This is a genomic window from Kitasatospora sp. MAA19, from assembly GCF_029894125.1.
Taxonomy (GTDB): domain Bacteria; phylum Actinomycetota; class Actinomycetes; order Streptomycetales; family Streptomycetaceae; genus Kitasatospora.
The window spans coordinates 188,861-207,795 of the sequence record NZ_JARXYZ010000002.1 but is presented as its reverse complement, the minus strand read 5'-3'; the positions used below and the strand labels follow the sequence as shown (position 1 = coordinate 207,795).

The 18,935-nt window shown below is 72.7% G+C and carries 18 protein-coding genes; 6 read left to right on the top strand and 12 right to left on the bottom strand.

Features of this window, described 5'->3' with window-relative positions:
* Positions 1-264: 264 nt before the first annotated feature.
* The gene (locus P3T27_RS03930; protein ID WP_280674300.1) at positions 265-1,302 is read right to left on the bottom strand and encodes a polysaccharide deacetylase family protein; all 1,038 of its coding nucleotides are present in this window, start codon (positions 1,300-1,302) and stop codon (positions 265-267) included.
* Between the two features lie 232 nt (positions 1,303-1,534).
* Positions 1,535-2,428 carry an aminoglycoside phosphotransferase family protein gene (locus tag P3T27_RS03925; RefSeq protein WP_280674299.1) on the bottom strand — a complete coding sequence of 298 codons (894 nt, stop codon included), beginning with the start codon at positions 2,426-2,428 and terminating at the stop codon, positions 1,535-1,537.
* Between the two features lie 411 nt (positions 2,429-2,839).
* Between P3T27_RS03925 and P3T27_RS03920 the strand changes: the two genes are divergently transcribed.
* From P3T27_RS03920 to P3T27_RS03895, 6 genes are all read left to right on the top strand, one after another.
* A complete protein-coding gene (locus tag P3T27_RS03920) occupies positions 2,840-5,047 on the top strand; it encodes an MMPL family transporter (protein ID WP_280674298.1) in 2,208 nt (735 codons plus the stop codon).
* Positions 5,048-5,394: 347 nt separating this feature from the next.
* Positions 5,395-5,601 (top strand): cold-shock protein, encoded by a 207-nt coding sequence (locus P3T27_RS03915; protein WP_280674297.1) that lies wholly within the window; start codon positions 5,395-5,397, stop codon positions 5,599-5,601.
* A gap of 373 nt (positions 5,602-5,974) precedes the next feature.
* Positions 5,975-7,486, top strand: a complete 1,512-nt coding sequence (locus P3T27_RS03910; RefSeq protein WP_280674790.1) for a DEAD/DEAH box helicase — start codon at positions 5,975-5,977, stop codon at positions 7,484-7,486.
* A gap of 306 nt (positions 7,487-7,792) precedes the next feature.
* Complete coding sequence (locus tag P3T27_RS03905; RefSeq protein WP_280674296.1) at positions 7,793-8,506, top strand: ricin-type beta-trefoil lectin domain protein; 714 nt, start codon at positions 7,793-7,795, stop codon at positions 8,504-8,506.
* Positions 8,507-8,767: 261 nt separating this feature from the next.
* Complete coding sequence (locus P3T27_RS03900) at positions 8,768-8,989, top strand: type II toxin-antitoxin system VapB family antitoxin (RefSeq protein ID WP_280674295.1); 222 nt, start codon at positions 8,768-8,770, stop codon at positions 8,987-8,989.
* Positions 8,986-9,396, top strand: a complete 411-nt coding sequence (locus tag P3T27_RS03895; protein ID WP_280674294.1) for a PIN domain-containing protein — start codon at positions 8,986-8,988, stop codon at positions 9,394-9,396. Before P3T27_RS03900 ends, P3T27_RS03895 begins: the two co-directional genes overlap by 4 nt.
* Positions 9,397-9,409: 13 nt before the next feature.
* Here P3T27_RS03895 and P3T27_RS03890 read toward each other — a convergent pair whose 3' ends face one another.
* The 10 genes from P3T27_RS03890 to P3T27_RS03845 form a co-directional block, all read right to left on the bottom strand.
* Positions 9,410-10,156 carry a sirohydrochlorin chelatase gene (locus P3T27_RS03890; protein ID WP_280674293.1) on the bottom strand — a complete coding sequence of 249 codons (747 nt, stop codon included), beginning with the start codon at positions 10,154-10,156 and terminating at the stop codon, positions 9,410-9,412.
* Positions 10,157-10,177: 21 nt separating this feature from the next.
* A complete protein-coding gene (locus tag P3T27_RS03885) occupies positions 10,178-11,083 on the bottom strand; it encodes an ABC transporter permease (RefSeq protein ID WP_280674292.1) in 906 nt (301 codons plus the stop codon).
* A complete protein-coding gene (locus P3T27_RS03880; protein ID WP_280674291.1) occupies positions 11,070-11,873 on the bottom strand; it encodes an ABC transporter ATP-binding protein in 804 nt (267 codons plus the stop codon). Before P3T27_RS03880 ends, P3T27_RS03885 begins: the two co-directional genes overlap by 14 nt.
* A gap of 153 nt (positions 11,874-12,026) precedes the next feature.
* Entirely contained in the window at positions 12,027-13,121 is a 1,095-nt protein-coding gene (locus tag P3T27_RS03875; RefSeq protein WP_280674788.1) for an aliphatic sulfonate ABC transporter substrate-binding protein, read from the bottom strand.
* Between the two features lie 328 nt (positions 13,122-13,449).
* Positions 13,450-14,766, bottom strand: coding sequence for a GTP-binding protein (locus P3T27_RS03870; protein WP_280674290.1), 1,317 nt, complete (start codon positions 14,764-14,766; stop codon positions 13,450-13,452).
* Complete coding sequence (gene cysD / locus P3T27_RS03865; protein ID WP_280674289.1) at positions 14,767-15,705, bottom strand: sulfate adenylyltransferase subunit CysD; 939 nt, start codon at positions 15,703-15,705, stop codon at positions 14,767-14,769.
* Positions 15,702-16,220, bottom strand: a complete 519-nt coding sequence (gene cysC / locus P3T27_RS03860; RefSeq protein WP_280674786.1) for an adenylyl-sulfate kinase — start codon at positions 16,218-16,220, stop codon at positions 15,702-15,704. Before cysC ends, cysD begins: the two co-directional genes overlap by 4 nt.
* A 118-nt stretch (positions 16,221-16,338) precedes the next feature.
* A complete protein-coding gene (locus P3T27_RS03855) occupies positions 16,339-17,037 on the bottom strand; it encodes a phosphoadenylyl-sulfate reductase (protein WP_280674288.1) in 699 nt (232 codons plus the stop codon).
* On the bottom strand, positions 17,021-17,200 hold the full coding sequence (locus P3T27_RS03850; protein ID WP_280674287.1) for a hypothetical protein: 180 nt from the start codon (positions 17,198-17,200) through the stop codon (positions 17,021-17,023). The genes P3T27_RS03855 and P3T27_RS03850 overlap by 17 nt, the downstream gene beginning before the upstream one ends.
* Entirely contained in the window at positions 17,197-18,921 is a 1,725-nt protein-coding gene (locus P3T27_RS03845; RefSeq protein ID WP_280674286.1) for a nitrite/sulfite reductase, read from the bottom strand. Before P3T27_RS03845 ends, P3T27_RS03850 begins: the two co-directional genes overlap by 4 nt.
* Positions 18,922-18,935 lie beyond the last annotated feature (14 nt).

The window sequence follows — 18,935 nt, the reverse complement described above, 5'->3', positions numbered from 1 at the left end:
CGCGCCGGGGGTGCGGCTGGCTGCTCCCGCCCGGGCGTGCGGTGCCTGCGCACGCACCTCGCCGCGTTGTCGTCGGCCGCCGATGGCTCCCAGCCTTCGGCCGGGAGGTGCCCCCACCGCATGGACTCTCTCCCAGCCTTCGGCCGGGAGGTGCCCCCATTCCCCGCCTCGCGATGCACGCACCCGGGCACCGCGCGCCGATCCGACGCGAATGGTCGGCCGCACCCCAGGGGCCGGCCCGCGTGCGGCGGACCGCCGGCCGGTCTACGCGGCGGGGAAGTCGAAGGTGTAGCCCTGCGCGACCAGCCAGGGCAGCAGCTCCTTGAGCGCGGCCACGGTCTGGCTGCGGTCGCCGCCGCCGTCGTGCATCAGGATCACGCCGCCGGGCTTGAGCTGCTTCTGGACGGTGGAGACGATGGCGGGCACGCCGGGGCGGGACCAGTCGCGCGGGTCGACGGACCAGGCGAGCGAGGACATGCCGAGGCTCGCGGTGATCTGCTCGTTGTCGGCGTTGAAGCCGCCGCCGGGCGCGCGGAACCAGGTGACCCGGGTGCCGGGGCCGCCGGCCTGGACGATCATGTCCTTGGCGGCGGAGATCTCGTAGGCCGCCTGGTCGTGCGGGAGCTTCGCGAACGGCTGCGGGTGGTGGACGCTGTGGTCGCAGAGCCGGTGGCCGGCCGCGAGGACGCGCTTGACCAGGGCCGGGTTGGCGGCGGCGTTCTGGCCGATCTCGCAGAAGGTGGCCTTGACCTTGTACTGCGCCAGCAGGTCGAGGATCTGGCCGGTGGCGGGGCCGGGGCCGTCGTCGAAGGTGAGCGCCACGGTGCGGCCGCCGGAGGCGGTGGAGCCGATCACGGTGCCCGGCTTGACGGGGGTGGGCGGCGCGGGCGGTGCAGGTGGCGCGGGCTGCGCGGTGGGGGTGGCCGGGGCGGCCGGGTGGGTCGTGCTGCCGGCCGGCGTCGCGGGGACGCCCGTGGTCGCGGTGGCCGTCCCGGTCGGCGCCTTGGGCGTGCGCGGCTTCGGGACGGCCGGCGGGGCGGCGGAGGCGGAGGCGCCGTCGGAGTCGGGGGTGGGCACGACGGTGGCGACCGGGCTGCCGGTCGGCTGGTCGGTGGCCGGCGTGATGGTGATCGGGGGCTGGCCACTCGGGCTGTTCTGCGACTGGAGGGCTCCGCTGGCGGTGCCGCACGCGGCCAGGCCCAGGGCGGCGGCCACCGCGACACAGCCCACGATCAGCCGGCGGCGGGCGGCGCGGGGAGTGGGGGGCGGGAGGGAGGGCCGGCGGGTGGCGGGCTGGGGCATGGCGGCGGCTCCTGTGGTGCAGGGGGGTGCAGCGGACGGGTGCCAATCCCTCGGTCAGGATGACCGTCCGATAGGACGCCGATCGTACGTACCCCGGTTGCGGACCGGACCGGATCGCCGTAGGAGTCTTCTCACAGGCGCCCGAGTTGGCGTCCCCACGGCCCGCCGGGTATCCGGACACCTCCGCCCGCCGGGCCTCCCGAGGCCTGCGCCCGACGGGTGACCGGACGCCTCAGAAGGGGTACCAGCGCACCTCGGTGGCGCCCTCCCGCAGCGAGGCGACCCGGCGCCGGAACTCCGCCAGCGCGCCCGGGTTGCCCGGTGCCTGCTGGGCCACCCAGGAGGCGCTGGCGGTCTCCCGGGCCCCGCGCAGCACCGCGAAGCCGGACCAGTCCCGCACGTCCCAGCCGTACGCCTCGACGAACGCCCGGTACTCCTCGCCGGGCACGCCGTACCGGTCGTGGCTGAGCGCGAGGACCACCAGGTCGTGCTCGCGCAGGTCGTGCGAGACGTTCTCCAGGTCGAGCAGGACGGGCCCGTCCGGGCCGACGTGGACGTTGCGGGGCAGCGCGTCGCCGTGGATCACCCCGGGGTGCAGGTGCGGGGCGAGGTCGGGCAGCGCGGCGGCGAAGCCGTCCCGGCGGTGGCGCAGGAAGGCGACGTCCGCCGGGTCGACGTGCCCCTCGGCGGAGGCCAGCCAGCGTTCGACCGGGGCCAGCAGGTCGCGGTGGGCGAGCGGGAACGGCGGCAGCGGCAGCCGGTGCAGGGCGCGCAGCAGCGGGGCGAGGTCGGCGGGGCGGGCGGGGCGGACGGCGGGGGCGAGCCGGTGCCAGAAGGTGACCGGGTGCCCGTGCGCGAGCTGGGGCTCGGGCGCCACCGCGTCGTACGGCCGGACCACCGGGACGCCCTGGGTGGCGAGCCAGTGGGCGACGGCGAGTTCGCGCTGAGCCCGCTCGTACAGCTCGGGGCCGCGGCCGACCTTGGCGACCACGGCCGGGTCGCCGAGGTCGAAGACGGCGTTCTCGCCGAGTGCGAGCAGCCGGGCGTCGCCGGGGCCGGGCAGGCCGGCGGACTCGCAGGCGTGGGCGAGCAGCAGCCGGGCGCGGCCTTCGTCGAAGGGGATCATGACGGTGCTCCGTTGTGCCGGCGTTCGTCCGGAGGCCTCCGGACGGTGATCATCATGACGCACGGGGGTGCGGGGGTGGGGTTTTCCCTACCCTCCCACCCTGACATCTCCTCCCAGGGGGTAGGGGGTGGGATCCACCCTGAGGGGGAGCTGTCTCCACCCGGAGCACGAGGTCACGGAGGGTGCGCCCGGGTGAGACTGGGACGGGGCCGCTTCGGGGCGGCCCGACGGGGGTTGGAACACGGGGGCTCCTTGCCGGGCGGCAAGCAAGTACTCGTAGGATGACGCCCAGACCTACTTACCTGCCGACCGGCTAGGGAGCGCCGCCGTGCGTCTCCCGGTCGGTCCTGCCGTCGCCCGGCGTCCCGTCCCCCAAGGGCTGCGGTGAACCATGCCCAGGAGGCATCGAGCATGTTCCACCGACTAGGACAATTCGTCGTTCGCCGCGCGTGGTGGGTGATCATCGCGTGGGTGATCGGGATGATCGCCATCATCATGACCGCGCCGAAGGTCAGCTCGCAGGCTGACGAGGCCTCGTTCCTGCCCAAGCACTACGAGTCCATCCAGGCCGCGCAGGTGCAGGAGCGGGCCTTCCCCGCCGCCTTCACCCCGTCCGCGCTCGCGCTCTTCGAGCGCAACGACGGCGCCGCGCTGACCGACGCCGACCAGACCGCGATGGTCAAGCTGGTCCACGACCTGACGGCGAAGAAGATCGACGGCGTCGAGACGATCCTCCCGCCGGACAAGCAGTCCACCTCGCCCGACCACAAGTACGCGATGGCCCTGATAGCCATCGACAAGTCGAAGCAGCAGGACCAGAACCAGACGGCGGACGTGGCCAAGGCCATCCGCGACGACGGCAAGGCACTGGCCGCCGGCACCGACCTGAAGTTCCAGCTCGGCGGCCCCGCCGCGCAGGCGCTCGACCAGAAGGACGCCTCCGGCTCGGCCGAGGGCATCATCACCATGGCCACGCTCCTGCTGGTCATCGTGATCGTCGGCATCATCTTCCGCAGCATCCTGGCCGGCCTGCTGCCGATCCTGGTCTCGCTGATGATCGCGCTGCCCGCCTCCATGGGCCTGATCAACTACGCCACCAAGGCGTTCGACCTCAAGAGCACGCCGATCCTGATGGCGATCCTGATCGTCGTCGTGCTCGGTGTCGGCACCGACTACTTCCTCTTCCTCGCCTTCCGCTACCGCGAGCGGCTGCGGGCCGGCGACGACCGCAAGGACGCCGTGGCCAACGCGGTCGGCCGGGTCGGCGAGGCGATCGCCTCCGCGGCCGGCGCCGTCACCATCGCCTTCGCCGCGCTGATCCTCTCCAGCCTCGGCATGTTCCAGGCCCTCGGCCCGGCCCTGGCCATCGCGGTGGTCGTCACCGCCCTGGCCTCGCTCACCCTGGCCCCGGCGCTGCTCGCCGTCATCCCGGCCCGCGCCGTCTTCTGGCCCGGCAAGAAGTGGATGAACGAGCCGAGCGATGCCCGGTTCGCCGCGCTCGGCCGGGTCGTCCAGAAGCGCCCGGCGCTGGCCGCCGCCGTCTCCGGCGGTGTGCTGGTCGCCCTGTCCGTGGGCGCGCTGAGCTACAACGGCCTCTTCGACATGGCCGGCAGCTCGATGCCCAAGGACAAGGAGTCGATGGTCGTCCAGGACAAGATGGCCACCGGCTTCTCCGCCGGCGCCGCCGACCCGAGCCAGGTCTACCTGAGCTCCACCGACGGCAAGAAGCTCGACCCGGCCTCCTTCCCGGCCTACGCCGACAAGCTCCAGCAGGTCGGCGGGGTGTCCAAGGTCTTCCTGCCGAGCGCCGACGCCAAGAGCATCAGCGCCGACGGCGAGACCGCCCAGTTCACCGTCATGCTCAAGGACGCCCCGGCCAGCAACGAGGCGATCAGCACGATCACCGAGCTGCGCACGGTCGCCCACGGGCAGGCCCCGGCCGGCACGGAGGCCAAGGTCGCCGGTCTCACCTCGGTGTTCAAGGACATCAACCTGGCGATGGCCCACGACTACAAGCTGGTCTTCCCGATCGCCGGGCTGCTGATCCTGCTGATCCTCGCGCTCCAGCTGCGCAGCGTGGTCGCCCCCTGGTACCTGATGGCCTCGGTCGGCCTCGGCTTCAGCGCCACGCTGGGCGCCACCACGCTGCTCTTCCAGAAGATCGGCAACGAGACCGGCCTGATGTTCATGATGCCGATCCTCATCTACCTCTTCGTGGTGGCGATCGGGACCGACTACAACATCCTGATCATCGCCCGCCTGCGCGAGGAGGCCCGCGCGGGCCGCAGCCCGCGCGAGGCGGCCCGTGAGGCGCTGCGCCACGGCGGCCCGACCGTCGCCGCGGCCGGCTTCATCCTGGCGGCCTCGTTCGGGACGTTCATGCTCGCGGGCAACACCTTCATGATGGAGTTCGGCTTCGCGATGGCCTTCGGTATCGTGCTGGCGGCCTTCGTGATGGCGATGTTCTTCACCCCGGCGCTCACCGCGCTGATCGGCAACCGCGCCTGGTGGCCCGGTCACGGCGGCACCCCGGGCCACGGCCACGGGCAGGGTCACGGCACCGGCCCGGCGCCGGTGGCGGGTGCGCACGGCGTGCCGGAGCCGGCCGGCCGGTACTGACCGGTTCGTCCGGATGCCGGTGCCGACCGGTTCGTTCGGACACGGTCGGCGCCACCAAAGGCGCGTCAACAGGCGGCGCCCCGCTTCGGCGGGGCGCCGCTTGCCCCCTTTCCGTGGCCGCCAAACGTGATCTGCCGAGCACAAAAGTCCCCGGTCAATCGGGGTGTCGCCATGCTACGATCGACTCAGTTGCAGTTTTGGTTCCCATGAACGTATGTGTGCGCCTGCTGGTTCCAACCAACAGGCGCATTTGTTTTGTCCGGTGTTTCAGTCTCCGGATGGGGATCGCGGCTACTCCGGGGTTCACGCGGTGTGAATCCCTGATGCCCCAGTTAGAGGAGACGGTTATGGCTACCGGCACCGTGAAGTGGTTCAACAGCGAAAAGGGCTTCGGCTTCATCGAGCAGGCCGAGGGTGGCCCGGACGTGTTCGCCCACTACTCGAACATCCAGGCGAACGGCTTCCGTGAGCTCGTCGAGGGCCAGCAGGTCGAGTTCGACGTCACCCAGGGCCAGAAGGGCCCGCAGGCCGAGAACATCCGCGTCATCGGCTGACGTCAGCCTCCGCGCTGACTCGCGATCTCGCGAAGCGGGGGCCCGTACCACACGGTGCGGGCCCTCGCCCATGCCGCCGTACGGCCGGGGCGGCGATCTTCCCACCGACGGCCGACCAGTCCCTGACCGGGGCTGCCGACCGACGTACGGAGATTTCGTGACCACCCCTGCCCGCCCGCCGCGCGACCGCGCCGCCCGCAGCACCGACCAGACCCGCCGCGGCGAGAACCCGCGCCGCACCGGCAACGCCGGCCGCGCCGAGAACCCGGAGCGCGCCCGCCGCGGCGAGAACCCGCGTGCCACCGGCAACGCCGAGCGCTCGCGCAAGCCGCGCAACCGCACCGGCGCCCCCAAGAACACCCGTGCCGCGGCCGTGTCCGAGCCCGCCGACTTCACCGTCGTCGAGGGCACCCCGGCCCGGCCCCCGGCGGAGACCTTCGCCGAGCTCGACCTGCCCAAGGCGATCCTCAGCGCGCTCACCCGCGAAGGCGTCACCGCGCCGTTCCCGATCCAGGGCGCCACCCTGCCGGACTCGATCGCCGGCCGCGACGTGCTGGGCCGCGGCCGCACCGGCTCCGGCAAGACCCTCGCCTTCGGCCTGCCGCTGCTCGCCCGTACCGCCGGCCGCCGCGCCGTCGCCCGGTACCCGCTGGCGCTCGTCCTGGTCCCGACCCGCGAGCTGGCCCAGCAGGTCACCGAGGCGCTCACCCCCTACGCGACCGCCGTCAACCTGCGGATCACCACCGTCGTCGGCGGCATGTCGATCAACCGGCAGTCCAACGCCGTCCGCCGCGGCACCGAGGTCCTGGTCGCCACCCCCGGCCGGCTCGACGACCTGATCGGGCGCGGCGACGTCAACCTCTCCGACGTCACCGTCACGGTCCTCGACGAGGCCGACCAGATGGCCGACATGGGCTTCCTGCCGCAGGTCAGCAAGCTGCTGGAGCAGGTCGCCGAGGGCGGGCAGCGGATGCTCTTCTCCGCCACCCTGGACCGCAACGTCGACCGCCTGGTCAAGCGCTTCCTGACCGACCCGGTGACCCACTCGGTCGACCCGTCGGCCGGCGCGGTCACCACCATGGACCACCACGTCCTCCAGCTCGACCCGGCCGACAAGGCGTCGACCACCGCGCACATCGCCTCCCGCGACGGGCGGGTGATCATGTTCGTGCACACCAAGCACGGCGCCGACCGGCTGGCCAAGCAGCTGCTCGCCAACGGCGTCAGGGCCGCGGCCCTGCACGGCGGCAAGTCCCAGCCGCAGCGCAACCGGGTGCTGGACCAGTTCCGGGACGGAAACGTCACCGCGCTGATCGCCACCAACGTCGCCGCCCGCGGCATCCACATCGACGGCCTCGACCTGGTCGTCAACGTGGACCCGCCGGTCGACCACAAGGACTACCTGCACCGCGGCGGCCGCACCGCCCGGGCCGGCGAGTCCGGGACGGTCGTCACCCTCGTGCTGCCCGAGCAGCGCCGCGAGGTCAACCGGCTGATGACGGTCGCCGGCATCCGCCCCACCGTCACCAAGGTCCGTCCCGGCGACGCCGACCTCGCCAAGATCACCGGCGCCCGCACCCCCAGCGGCGTCGCGGTCGCGGTCGCCGTCCCGGTGCCCGCCGAGGCGCCCGCCGCCAAGTCCGAGGCCAAGGCCGGCAACCCGCGCCGCCGCCCCGGCAAGCGCTCCGGGCTGCCCGCCGACGTCGACATGAACGGCAACCCGCGCCGCGCCCGCCCCAAGCAGCGCCTCGGCGCCGCCGCCCAGGGCGACCGCCCCCAGGCGGCCGGCTTCATCGGTCGCTCCTCCGGCCGGGCCAAGCCCGGCAGCGGCGCCAAGTCCGGCTCCAACTACGGCACCGGCCGCCAGCGCCGCACCTTCGACTGACGGTCGTCCGAGTCCCGCCGAACGGGCCCCGCGACCTCCCCGCACCAGGGGGAGGCCGCGGGGCCCGTTCCGCGTTCCGGGGCGGGGCCGACGGGCGCGACGCCGCTGCCCGCGCGGTGAAACTGCCGCCCCGGACGACGTCGCAGTCCAGCGCCGGTCACCCCGGCAGCTGCCGTCGAACTGCCGTTGACGGTCGCCCACGGGCCCCCGAGTCTTTCCCGTGGCCCACACACCCGTCGCACCGTCACCACGGAGCCGCGGAGGGTGAGTCGACACCACTCGCCGACCGGAAGGACGACCGTACCGATGCGCCGCACCTCCGCACTGCTGACCACCGCCCTGCTCGCCGGGGCCGCCGCCCTGGTCGCCCCGGCCACCTCCGCCCAGGCCGCGCCCGCCTGTTCCGCCTACGTCGCGGGCTGGAACGCCGTGGGCACCTGTACCGGCCTCGACCCGATGCAGACCTGGTCCGTCACCGCCAACTGCTCCTACTGGAACGCCGACCACACCGTGCAGTTCTTCCGCCCCGCGTTCGGCGGCGTGGCGATCGGCGACGGCACCGCATCCGCCGCCTGTGGCATCGGCGACACCGTCATGTTCCCGCGCGTCCTCCTGGGCGCCGTGCCGCCCGCGGGCCCGACCGGCCAGATCACGGGCTACGCGAGCAAGTGCGTCGACGTGAAGGGTGCCAACGTCGGCAACGGCACCCCCGTCCAGATCTACGACTGCAACAACTCGTGGGCGCAGAAGTGGCGGATCGGCGTCGACGGCACGATCCGCGCCCTCGGCAAGTGCCTGGACGTCTCGGGCGGCGGCACCGGGAACGCCACCAAGGTCCAGATCTACGACTGCAACGGCACCGGCTCCCAGCAGTGGCAGGCCCGTCCCGACGGCTCGCTGCTCAACCCGCAGTCCGGTCGCTGCCTGGACGACCTCGGCTTCTCCACCGCCAACGGCAACCAGCTGGGCATCTGGGACTGCAACGGCGCCGACAACCAGAAGTGGAACCTGCCGGTCTGACGACCCGTCCGGTCCGCCGACCCGGAACCCCGCCGGGGCGGCGGACCGGCGGCTCGGACCGCCGACCCCACCCCCACCGCCGTCATGGCGGGCCCGGCCGGCACCCTCTACCAGCTATCCGGCGGCCTCGCCGCCTCCGACACCGGCCACCCGGCGGACACCTTCACCCTCCGCCGGATCTCACCGCCTCCATGACCCTCCCCGATGTTGGTGAAGTACAGTGGTATGTACATCACCAACATCGATCGACGGAGGTGCCGAATGTCCGTGACACAGATCGACATCGACGAAGAGGCGCTGGAACGGGCGATGGCCCTGGCCGGAGTGCGCACCAAGAAGGACGCCGTCAACCTCGCGCTGCGCTTCTACGCCGATCAGCAGGAGCGCGCGGCCCGCATCGGCCGCCATTTCGAGCGGGCACGGCACTGGGGAGCCGTCGAGCACGCCGAGCGGCTGCACCAGGCCGAGAAGGACGCTCGGTGATCTACCTCCTCGACACCTCCGCACTGTTCCGGCTGCTGCGTGAGCCGAAGCTCCAGACCGCTTGGTACGACGCGATCGACGCCGGGTCGATCGCGTCGTGCTATCCGCAGCGGGCCGAGTTCCTCTACAGCGCGCGCGACGGCCGGGAGTACGACGAGATCTCCGAGATGTTCGCCGAGCTCTACCCGGATGTCTCGGTGCCCAAGAGCGCGGGCCGCTGGATCGACACGGTGCAACGGCGGATGGCGCTCGCCGGGCAGCACCGGAGCGCCTCCGCCGTGGACCTCGTGATCGCGGCGACGGCCGCGCACCACGGACTCACGGTTCTCCACGACGACGCGGACTACCGGACCGTGGCGCGGCACGCCGCCGACCTCGGCGAGCACAGCGTCCTGGACCACGCCTGAGCCGGCACCGGGCTCAGGCGGTGAGGGCCGGGGCCGTCGGTGCGGCCCGGCGCGCGGCGTCGTAGCGCTCCAGCAGCAGGGTGGCGAGTTCGGGGGCGGGGCCGAGCACGCCGGCCACGACGTCCGCCCCGGTGGCCTCGGACGTCCCGGTCGAGGCCTCGGCGATGCGGTCGGGCAGCAGGCCCGGGGCCAGCAGGTAGGGGGAGACGGCGGTACGGGCGACGCCGGCGGCGGTCAGGGCGGTCAGGGCGTCCGGGACGCGCGGGCCGCCCGCGGAGGCGTAGGCCACCTCGACGGCCGCCCAGCCCCGGCTGCGGCGCCACTCGGCGGCCACCGCGCGGGTGGCGGCGTCGGCGGCCGGGTCGGAGGAGCCGGCCGCCGCGAGCACGACGCCGGTCCGGGCCCGGACGGCGGGCGAGGCGAGGTCGGGCCCGGCCTCGGCCAGCCGCCGGTCCAGCGCGGCGAGCAGCAGCGGGGAGGGGCCGAGCACGTCCGCCACCGGCAGCCGGGAGCCGGCGGCCCGCAGCGCGGCGGGGACGTCGTGCTTGGCGTGGTACGCCCGGTTGAGCAGCAGTGGGACGGCCACCGCGTCGTCGAGCCGCCCCACCACCTGCGGGATGCGCGGCGCGCAGTGGTCCAGGTACGCGGTGGCGACCTCCAGCCCGGGGCGCTGCGCCCGCACCCCGTCGACGAGCGCGGCGACCGTGGCGGCGTGCCGCGGATCGCGGCTGCCGTGCGCGATGAGGAGGAGTGCGGGCATGGCGGGAGTCCTTGCTCGGTCCTACTTGGAGGTGGCCAGCAGGCCGCGGTTGCGCAGCACCCGGCGCTCGACCGGGGTGAAGACCAGCAGCTCGATGGCGATGCCGACGAACAGGATGAGGATGATGCCGAGCAGCACCCCGGACATGTCGGAGAACTCGCGCTGGTCCTCCAGGAACCGGCCCAGGCCGCGGCCGAGGTCGGGGGAGGAAGCGACCAGTTCGGCGGCCATCAGGGAGCGCCAGGAGAACGCCCAGCCCTGCTTGAGCCCGGCCAGGTAGCCGGGCAGCGCGGCGGGGATCAGTACGTGCCGGGCGCCGGTGAGGCCGGTGGCGCCGATGGTGCGTCCGGCACGCAGGAACAGCGGCGGCACCTGGTCGATGCCGGCGACCAGGCCGTTGGCGATGGAGGGGACGGCGCCGAGCAGGATGACCGCGTACATCATCTGGTCGTTGATGCCGAGCCAGATGACCGCGGCCGGAACCCAGGCGACCGACGGCAGCGACTGCAGGCCCTGCAGGACCGGTCCGATGGCGGTGCGCACCGGGCGGACGCGGGCGACGACCAGCCCGATCGGGGTACCGATGACGACGGCGAGCAGGAAGCCGGACAGGCCGCGCCAGACGCTGGTCCAGATGATCGAGAACAGGGTGCCCTGGTACCAGAGGTCCTGGGCGGAGTGCCACACGTCCGTCGGGCTGGGCAGCTTGTAGGAGGAGGTGAGGTGCAGGCTGTACGCGCCCTGCCACAGGGCGAGCACCACGAGGACGCCGATCAGTGGCGGCAGCGCCTTGCTCCGCAGCGCCTCGCCGAGCGAGCCGCGCTGGGCCGAGACGGTGTCGAGGGCGTCCAGGCCGGCGCCGACGCCCGCGGTGTCGGTGGCGGCCTTGCGCAACTCCAGGACCGGAGTGGTGTCAGTGCTGGCCATGGCGACGGATCTCCCCACGCAGTTCTTCGGTGATCTCGATGGACAGGTCGGCGACGCCGGAGGACTCGATGCGGCGCGGCTGCGGCAGGTCGATCCGCCACTCGCGGGCGACCCGGCCGGGGCGCGAGGAGAGCAGGACGACGCGCTGGGCGAGCCGCACGGCCTCGCGCACGTTGTGGGTGACGAACAGGACGGACAGCTGCCGTTCGGCCCAGATCCGGGTGATCTCGTCGTGCAGCACGTCGCGGGTGATGGCGTCGAGCGCGGCGAACGGCTCGTCCATCAGCAGCACCTTGCTGCCCTGGGCGAGCGCGCGGGCCATCGCGACGCGCTGGCGCATGCCGCCGGACAGCTCGTGCACGCGCTTGCCGTACGAGCCGCCCAGGCGGACGAGTTCGAGCAGGCGCTCGGCCTCGGCGCGGCGCTCCGGGCGGGGGACGCCGGCGAGCTTGAGGGCGAGTTCGATGTTGCGGCCGGCGGTGAGCCAGGGGAACAGCGCGTGCTCCTGGAACATCAGCGCGGGGCGGCCGCCGGGCACCTCGATGGCGCCCGCGGTGGGCTTGTCGAGGCCGGCGACCAGGTTGAGCAGGGTGGACTTGCCGCAGCCCGAGGCGCCGAGCAGCGTGACGAACTCACCGGGCGCGACGTCGAGGGTGATGTCGTCCAGGACGTGGGTCTGCGCGCCCGGGCGGCCGAAGGATTTGTGCACGTGTGAGATCCGGACGGCGGGCGCGGCGCCGCCGGTGTCGGCACCGGGGGTGTCCGCCGAGGTGGTCAGTGCCGGGGTCATCCGGGCACCTCCTGCGTGAGTGGTCGGAGGCTGGTGAGGTGGGGCCGGGGTCCGGCCCCGCCCGCCCCGGTGGGCATCGATCGGGGATCGACCGGGCGGGGGGCCGGACCGCGGAGTCGGGGGCGGACCGCGGAGTCGGGGCGGACCGCGGCGCTACTTGCCGCCGAGTCCGGCGTCCGCCACGGGGCCCTGGCCCTCGGCCGCGAGCACCTTGTTGAGCAGGGTGAGGTCGTAGATGCCGTTCAGGTTGGGCTTCTTGAGCAGCCCGGCGGTCACGGCGTGGTCGGCCTCGGCCTGCAGGGTGCCGGCCAGCGGGTCGTCGAGGAAGTCGACGTCGGCCCAGGCCGGGTCGAGGACGGCCGGCTCCAGCGCGTTGCCGGCCTCCTTCTTGATCGCCTCGTTGGCGTCGGCCTTGGCCTTGTCCGGGTTGGCCTTGATGAAGGCGTTGGTGTTCACCGAACCGCGCAGCACGGCCTCCACCACGTCCGGGTGCTCCGTGAGGAACTTCTGCGAGACGATGATGTTGGTGATCACGAACTTCTTGTCCGGCCAGACGTCCTTCTCGTTGAGCAGGACCTTCGCGCCGAGGGTGACCAGCTTGGAGGCGGTGGGCTCGGGCACCCAGGCGCCGTCGATGGAGCCCTGCCGGTAGGCGTCGGGGGTGACCTTGTTGTCGGTGCGCACCACCGAGACGTCGCCCGCGCCGGTCGCCGCGTCGATCTTGTAGCCCTTGCCCGCCAGGTAGTTGAGCAGCGCCACGTCCTGGGTGTTGCCCAGTTGCGGGGTGGCTATCTTCTTGCCCTTGAGGTCGTCCAGCGAGGAGATCTTGTCCGGGTTGACCACCAGCTTGACCCCGCCGGAGGCCGAACCGCCGATGATCTTCAGGGACTTGCCGTCGGACTTGGTGTAGCCGTTGATCGCGGGGGAGGGGCCGATCCAGCCGATGTCGATCGACCCGGCGTTGAGCGCCTCGATCTCGGACGGGCCCGCGTTGAAGACCTGGGTCTTGATCTGGGTGGCGCCCAACTCCTTCTGGAACAGCCCCTCCTGGAGGCCGACCAGCGCGGTGCCGTGGGTCAGGTTGGCGAAGTAGCCGATCTTCACGGTGTCCGCGGAGAGCTTCGCGCCGGAGGCGGCGGCCGAGCCGGAGGTGGAGTCGGCGGCGTTGGACTTCTTGTCGTCCGCCTTGGAGCCGTAGCTGCAGGCCGACAGCAGGGTCACGGCGGTCAGGCCGGCCACCGCGGCCACGGCGGAGCGTCTGATCCGGCCGGCGTTCGGGCGGACCGGCCTAGGCGAGAGGGCGCTGCGGGCGGGTGCCTGGTTCGGTGCCAAGGGTGGGTCCTGTTCATGGACGGACCGTCAGGAAGCGGTCCTGGGACGGAAGTTCTGGTGTGGCGCTGGCGGCATCGTCGATGCCGGGCAAGCCGGGCCGGCTGCGGGGGAGCCGGCCCGGTGACGGGGCGTTCTCAGCCCCGTCGGCCCACACATCGGGTCAGGCCGCCCTGGCCGCTGCCGAGGACGCCGCTGCCGATGCGGCCGCCTTCCTTGTCCATGCCCGAGAACGCCTCGCTGGGCATCAGACCCAGTCCTCCTCGGCGGGTTCGGTGGCGCGTACGGTCGCGAAGGCCTCGCCCGCCATGCCGGCGGTGAGGGTGGTGCCGTCGGCCGGGTCGATCAGCAGGAACGAGCCGGTGCGGCGGTTGTCGCGGTAGGTGTCGAGGGCCAGCGGCTCGGCGGTGCGCAGCACCACGTGGCCGATGTCGTTGACGGTCAACCCCTCGGCGCCGGAGCGCTGTTCGAGGGTGTCGATGTCGATCCGGTACGTGATGTCCTTGACCAGCGCGCGCACGGTGCGGGTGGTGTGCTTGAGCAGTACCTTGTCCCCGGCGCGCAGCGGGCGCTCGTTGAGGTGGCTGACGGTGGCCTCGATGTCCTTGGTGGGGACGGGGGCCGGGCCGGCCGCGAGCAGGTCGCCGCGGGAGACGTCGAGGTCGTCGGTGAGGCGGACGGTGACGGACTGGGGCGCCCAGGCGAGCTGCGTCTCCTTGCCGAGCGCGTCGATCCCGGCGACGGTGGTGGTGTGGCCCGAGGGCAGGACCGTCACGGCGTCGCCGACCCGCAGCACGCCGGAGGCCAACTGGCCGGCGTAGCCGCGGTAGTCGGGGTGCTCCTCGCTCTGCGGGCGGATCACGTACTGGACCGGGAAGCGGGCCGGTTCGGCGCTCGGGTCGCTGCCGACCGGGACGGTCTCCAGGTGCTCCAGCAGGGTCGGGCCGCCGTACCAGTCCATGTGCGCGGACGGTTCGACGACGTTGTCCCCGGCGAGGGCGGAGATCGGTACGGCCACCACGTCGCCCACGCCGAGCGAGGCGGCGTAGGCGGTGAACTCCTCGGCGATGGCGGCGAAGACGGGCTCCGCGTACTCGACCAGGTCCATCTTGTTGACGGCCAGCACCACGTGCGGCACCCGCAGCAGTGCGGCGACGGCGGCGTGCCGGCGGGTCTGCTCGACGACGCCGTTGCGCGCGTCGACCAGGACGACAGCGAGTTCGGCGGTGGAGGCGCCGGTCACCATGTTGCGGGTGTACTGCACGTGCCCGGGGGTGTCGGCGAGGATGAACCGCCGCCGGGGGGTGGCGAAGTAGCGGTAGGCGACGTCGATGGTGATGCCCTGCTCGCGCTCGGCGCGCAGGCCGTCGGTGAGCAGCGCGAGGTCGGGCGCGTCCTGGCCGCGGCCCAGGGAGACGCGCTCGACGGCCTCCAGCTGGTCGGCGAGCACCGACTTGGAGTCGTGCAGGAGGCGGCCGACCAGGGTGGACTTGCCGTCGTCGACGGATCCGGCGGTGGCGAAGCGCAGCAGGGAGGTGGCGGTGGTTTCCTGGACGGTGCTCATTTAGAAGTATCCCTCGCGCTTGCGGTCTTCCATCGCGGCCTCGGACAGCTTGTCGTCGGCCCGCGTGGCGCCGCGTTCGGTGAGGCGGCTGGCGGCGATCTCGGCGATCACGGCCTGGATGTCGGTGGCGTCGGAGTCGACGGCGCCGGTGCAGGACATGTCGCCGACGGTGCGGTAGCGGATCAGCCGCCGCTCGACGGGCTCGTCATCCTTGGGACCGCCCCACTGGCCGGCGGTCAGCCACATGCCGCCGCGGGAGAAGACGTCGCGCTCGTGGGCGTAGTAGATCTCCGGGAGGTCGATGCCCTCGCGCTCGATGTACTGCCAGACGTCCAGCTCGGTCCAGTTGGACAGCGGGAAAACGCGGACGTGTTCGCCGACCGCGTGGCGGCCGTTGTAGAGGGACCACAGCTCGGGGCGCTGGCGGCGCGGGTCCCAGGCGCCGAACTCGTCGCGCAGGGAGAAGACGCGCTCCTTGGCGCGGGCCTTCTCCTCGTCGCGGCGTCCGCCGCCGAACACCGCGTCGAAGCGGCCCTTCTCGATGGCGTCGAGCAGCGGGACGGTCTGCAGCGGGTTGCGGGTGCCGTCCGGGCGCTCGCGCAGCCGGCCGTCGTCGATGAAGTCCTGGACGTGGGCGACGTGCAGGCGCAGGTGGTGCTCGGCGACGACGCGGTCGCGGTAGGCGATGACCTCGGGGAAGTTGTGCCCGGTGTCGACGTGCAGAAGGGAGAAGGGCACGGCGGCCGGGTGGAAGGCCTTGAGTGCCAGGTGCAGCATGACGATGGAGTCCTTGCCGCCGGAGAACAGGATCACCGGGCGCTCGAACTCCCCCGCGACCTCGCGGAAGACGTGCACCGACTCGGCCTCCAGCGCGTCCAGGTGGGACAGCGCGTACGGGGTGTCGTCGGTGCGGACCGGGCTGTCGGTCGCGGTGGTCATGCCAGACCCCTCTCGGTCAGGAAGGCGTGCAGCTCGGCGGCGGACTCGGCGACCGCGCGGCCCTGCGTCCGGATCCGCAGCTCCGGCTTCTCCGGAGCCTCGTACGGGTCGTCCACGCCGGTGAGCCCGGTGATCTCGCCGGCGGCCTGCTTGGCGTACAGGCCCTTGACGTCGCGTTCGGCGCACAGCTCGACCGGGGTGGCGACGTGGATCTCCAGGAACTCGGTGCCGGCCGCGGCGTGCCGCCCGCGCACGGCGGCGCGGGAGTCGGCGAACGGGGCGATCACCGGGGCGAGCACCTTGACGCCGTTGGCGGCGAGCCTCTCGGCGACGAAGCCGATCCGGGTGACGTTGGTGTGCCGGTCCTCGCGGGTGAAGCCGAGGCCCTTGGAGAGGAACTCGCGGATCTCGTCGCCGTCCAGGACCTCGACCTTGTGGCCCTCGGCGCGCAGCCGCTCGGCCAGGGCGAAGGCGAGCGTGGTCTTGCCCGCGCTCGGCAGCCCGGTCAGCCACACGGTGGCGCCGCGCTCGCGGGGGGCGGCCGCGGGGGCCGCCTCCGCGGCTCCGTCGGCGGCGGCCGGGGTGTCGGCTGTGGTCACTTTTCGAAGTCCTTAGGGAGTAGGTGACAGGTGGTCAGAGGTGGATGCCGCACTCGGTCTTGCCGGATCCGGACCAGCGGCCGGCCCGGGCGTCCTCGCCCTCGGCGGGCTTGCGGGTGCAGGACAGCGGCGAGCAGCCGATCGAGGTGTAGCCCTCCCACAGCAGCGGGTTGAGCAGCACCCCGTGGGCGGCGACGTAGGCGTCCACGTCCTCCTGCGTCCACCGGGCGATCGGGGCGATCTTGACCTTGCGGCGCCTGGCGTCCCAAGAGACCACCGGGGTGTTCGCCCGGCTCGGGGACTCGTCGCGGCGCAGCCCGGTGGCCCAGGCGTCGTAGCCGCCGAGGCCGCGGTTGAGCGGCTCGACCTTGCGCAGCGAGCAGCACAGGTCCGGGTCGCGGTCGTGCAGGTTCGGCCCGTGCTCGGCGTTCTGCTCGGCGACGGTGCGCAGCGGCGTGAGGGTGATGACGTTGACCGGCATGGTCGCGGCCACCGCGTCGCGGGTGCCGATGGTCTCCGGGAAGTGGTAGCCGGTGTCCAGGAACGCGACGTCCACGCCGGGGAAGACCGAGGAGGCGAGGTGGGCGACGACCGCGTCCTCCATCGAGGAGGTGACGCAGAAGCGCTTGCCGAAGGTGTCGGCGGCCCAGGCCAGGATCTCCTGGGGCGTCGCCTCCTCCAGCTCGCGGCCGGCCCGGGCGGCTGTCTCCTCGCCATCAATCACGTTGCTCATGTGACGCACCCCCGTGGTTTGTCGGAGACAGCAGGCCGAGGAACTTCAACTGGAAGGCGCGGCGGCAGCCGTGGCATTCCCAGGCCCCGTGCCCGGCCTCGGAGGGGCGCAGGTCCTCGTCCCCGCAGTAGGGGCAGAAGAACGGGGCGGCGCGTTCACTCACGACAGCTGCTCCTCGCCGGCGCGGGCCGCCCACTGGGCGAAGCGCTCGCCCTCGGCGCGGTCGGCCTGGTAGCGGGTCAGGAGGCGCTCGACGTAGTCGGGCAGGCCCGCCTTGGTGACCTTGAGGCCGCGGACCTTGCGGCCGAAGCCGGCCTCCAGGCCGAGCGCGCCGCCGAGGTGCACCTGGTAGCCCTCGACCTGCTCGCCGTTCTCGTCCGAGACCAGCTGGCCCTTGAGGCCGATGTCGGCGACCTGGATGCGGGCGCAGGCGTTCGGGCAGCCGTTGATGTTGATGGTCAGCGGCTCGGCGAAGTCCGGCAGGCGCTTCTCCAGTTCGTCGATGAGCGTGCGGCCGCGCTCCTTGGTCTCGACGATGGCGAGCTTGCAGTACTCGATGCCGGTGCAGGCCATGGTGCCGCGGCGGAACGGCGACGGGGTGACCCGCAGGTCCAGCGCCTCCAGGCCGGCCACCACCGCGTCGACCTGGTCCTCGGCGACGTCGAGGATCAGCATCTTCTGCTCGGCGGTGGTGCGCAGCCGGCCGCTGCCGTGCGCGGCGGCGAGGTCGGCGATCCGACCCAGCAGCCGGCCGTCGACGCGGCCGACGCGCGGCGCGAAGCCGATGTAGTACCTGCCGTCCCGCTGCCGGTGGACGCCGACGTGGTCGCGCCAGCGGCCGCTGGGCTCCTGCGGTGCGGGGCCGTCGACCAGCCGGTACTTGAGGTACTCGTCCTCCAGCACCTGACGGAACTTCTCCACGCCCCAGTCGGCGACCAGGAACTTCAGCCGGGCGCGGTTGCGCAGCCGGCGGTAGCCGTAGTCGCGGAAGATGCCGATGACGCCGCCGTAGACGTCGGCCACCTCGTCCAGCGGGACCCAGGCGCCCAGGCGCACGCCCAGCTTGGGGTTGGTGGAGAGGCCGCCGCCGACCCACAGGTCGAAGCCGGGGCCGTGCTCGGGGTGGACCACGCCGACGAAGGCGACGTCGTTGATCTCGTGCGCGACGTCCAGCAGCGGGGAGCCGGAGACGGCGGACTTGAACTTGCGCGGCAGGTTGGAGAAGTCCGGGTTGCCGATGAAGCGCCGCTGGATCTCCTCGATGGCGGGGGTGCCGTCGATGATCTCGTCCTCGGCGATGCCGGCCACCGGGGAGCCGAGGATGACGCGCGGGGTGTCGCCGCAGGCCTCGGTGGTGGACAGACCGACGGCCTCCAGCTTCCGCCAGATCGCCGGGACGTCCTCGATCCGGATCCAGTGGTACTGGACGTTCTGGCGGTCGGTCAGGTCGGCGGTGTTGCGGGCGTACTGCTCGGAGACCTCGGCGATCGCCTTCAGCTGGGCGACCGTCAGCCGGCCGCCGTCGATGCGCACGCGCAGCATGAAGTACTCGGCGTCGAGCTCGTGCGGGTCCAGGATCGCGGTCTTGCCGCCGTCGATGCCCTCCTTGCGCTGGGTGTACAGACCCCACCAGCGCATCCGGCCGCGCAGGTCGGCGGGGTCGATCGAGTCGAAGCCACGGTGCGCGTAGATCGTCTCAATACGTGTCCGCACATTGAGACCGTCGTCGTCCTTCTTGAACTGCTCGTTGGCGTTCAGAGGAGTGAAGTGGCCCATGCCCCACTGGCCCTCGCCGCGGTGGCGGGTCGCCTTGCGCGTCGCCGCGGGGCGGCGCGCGGCGGCGCGGTCGGCCGTGGGCTCGGCGGTCTCGGGAGTGGTGGCCATGGTGAAGTCCTTCG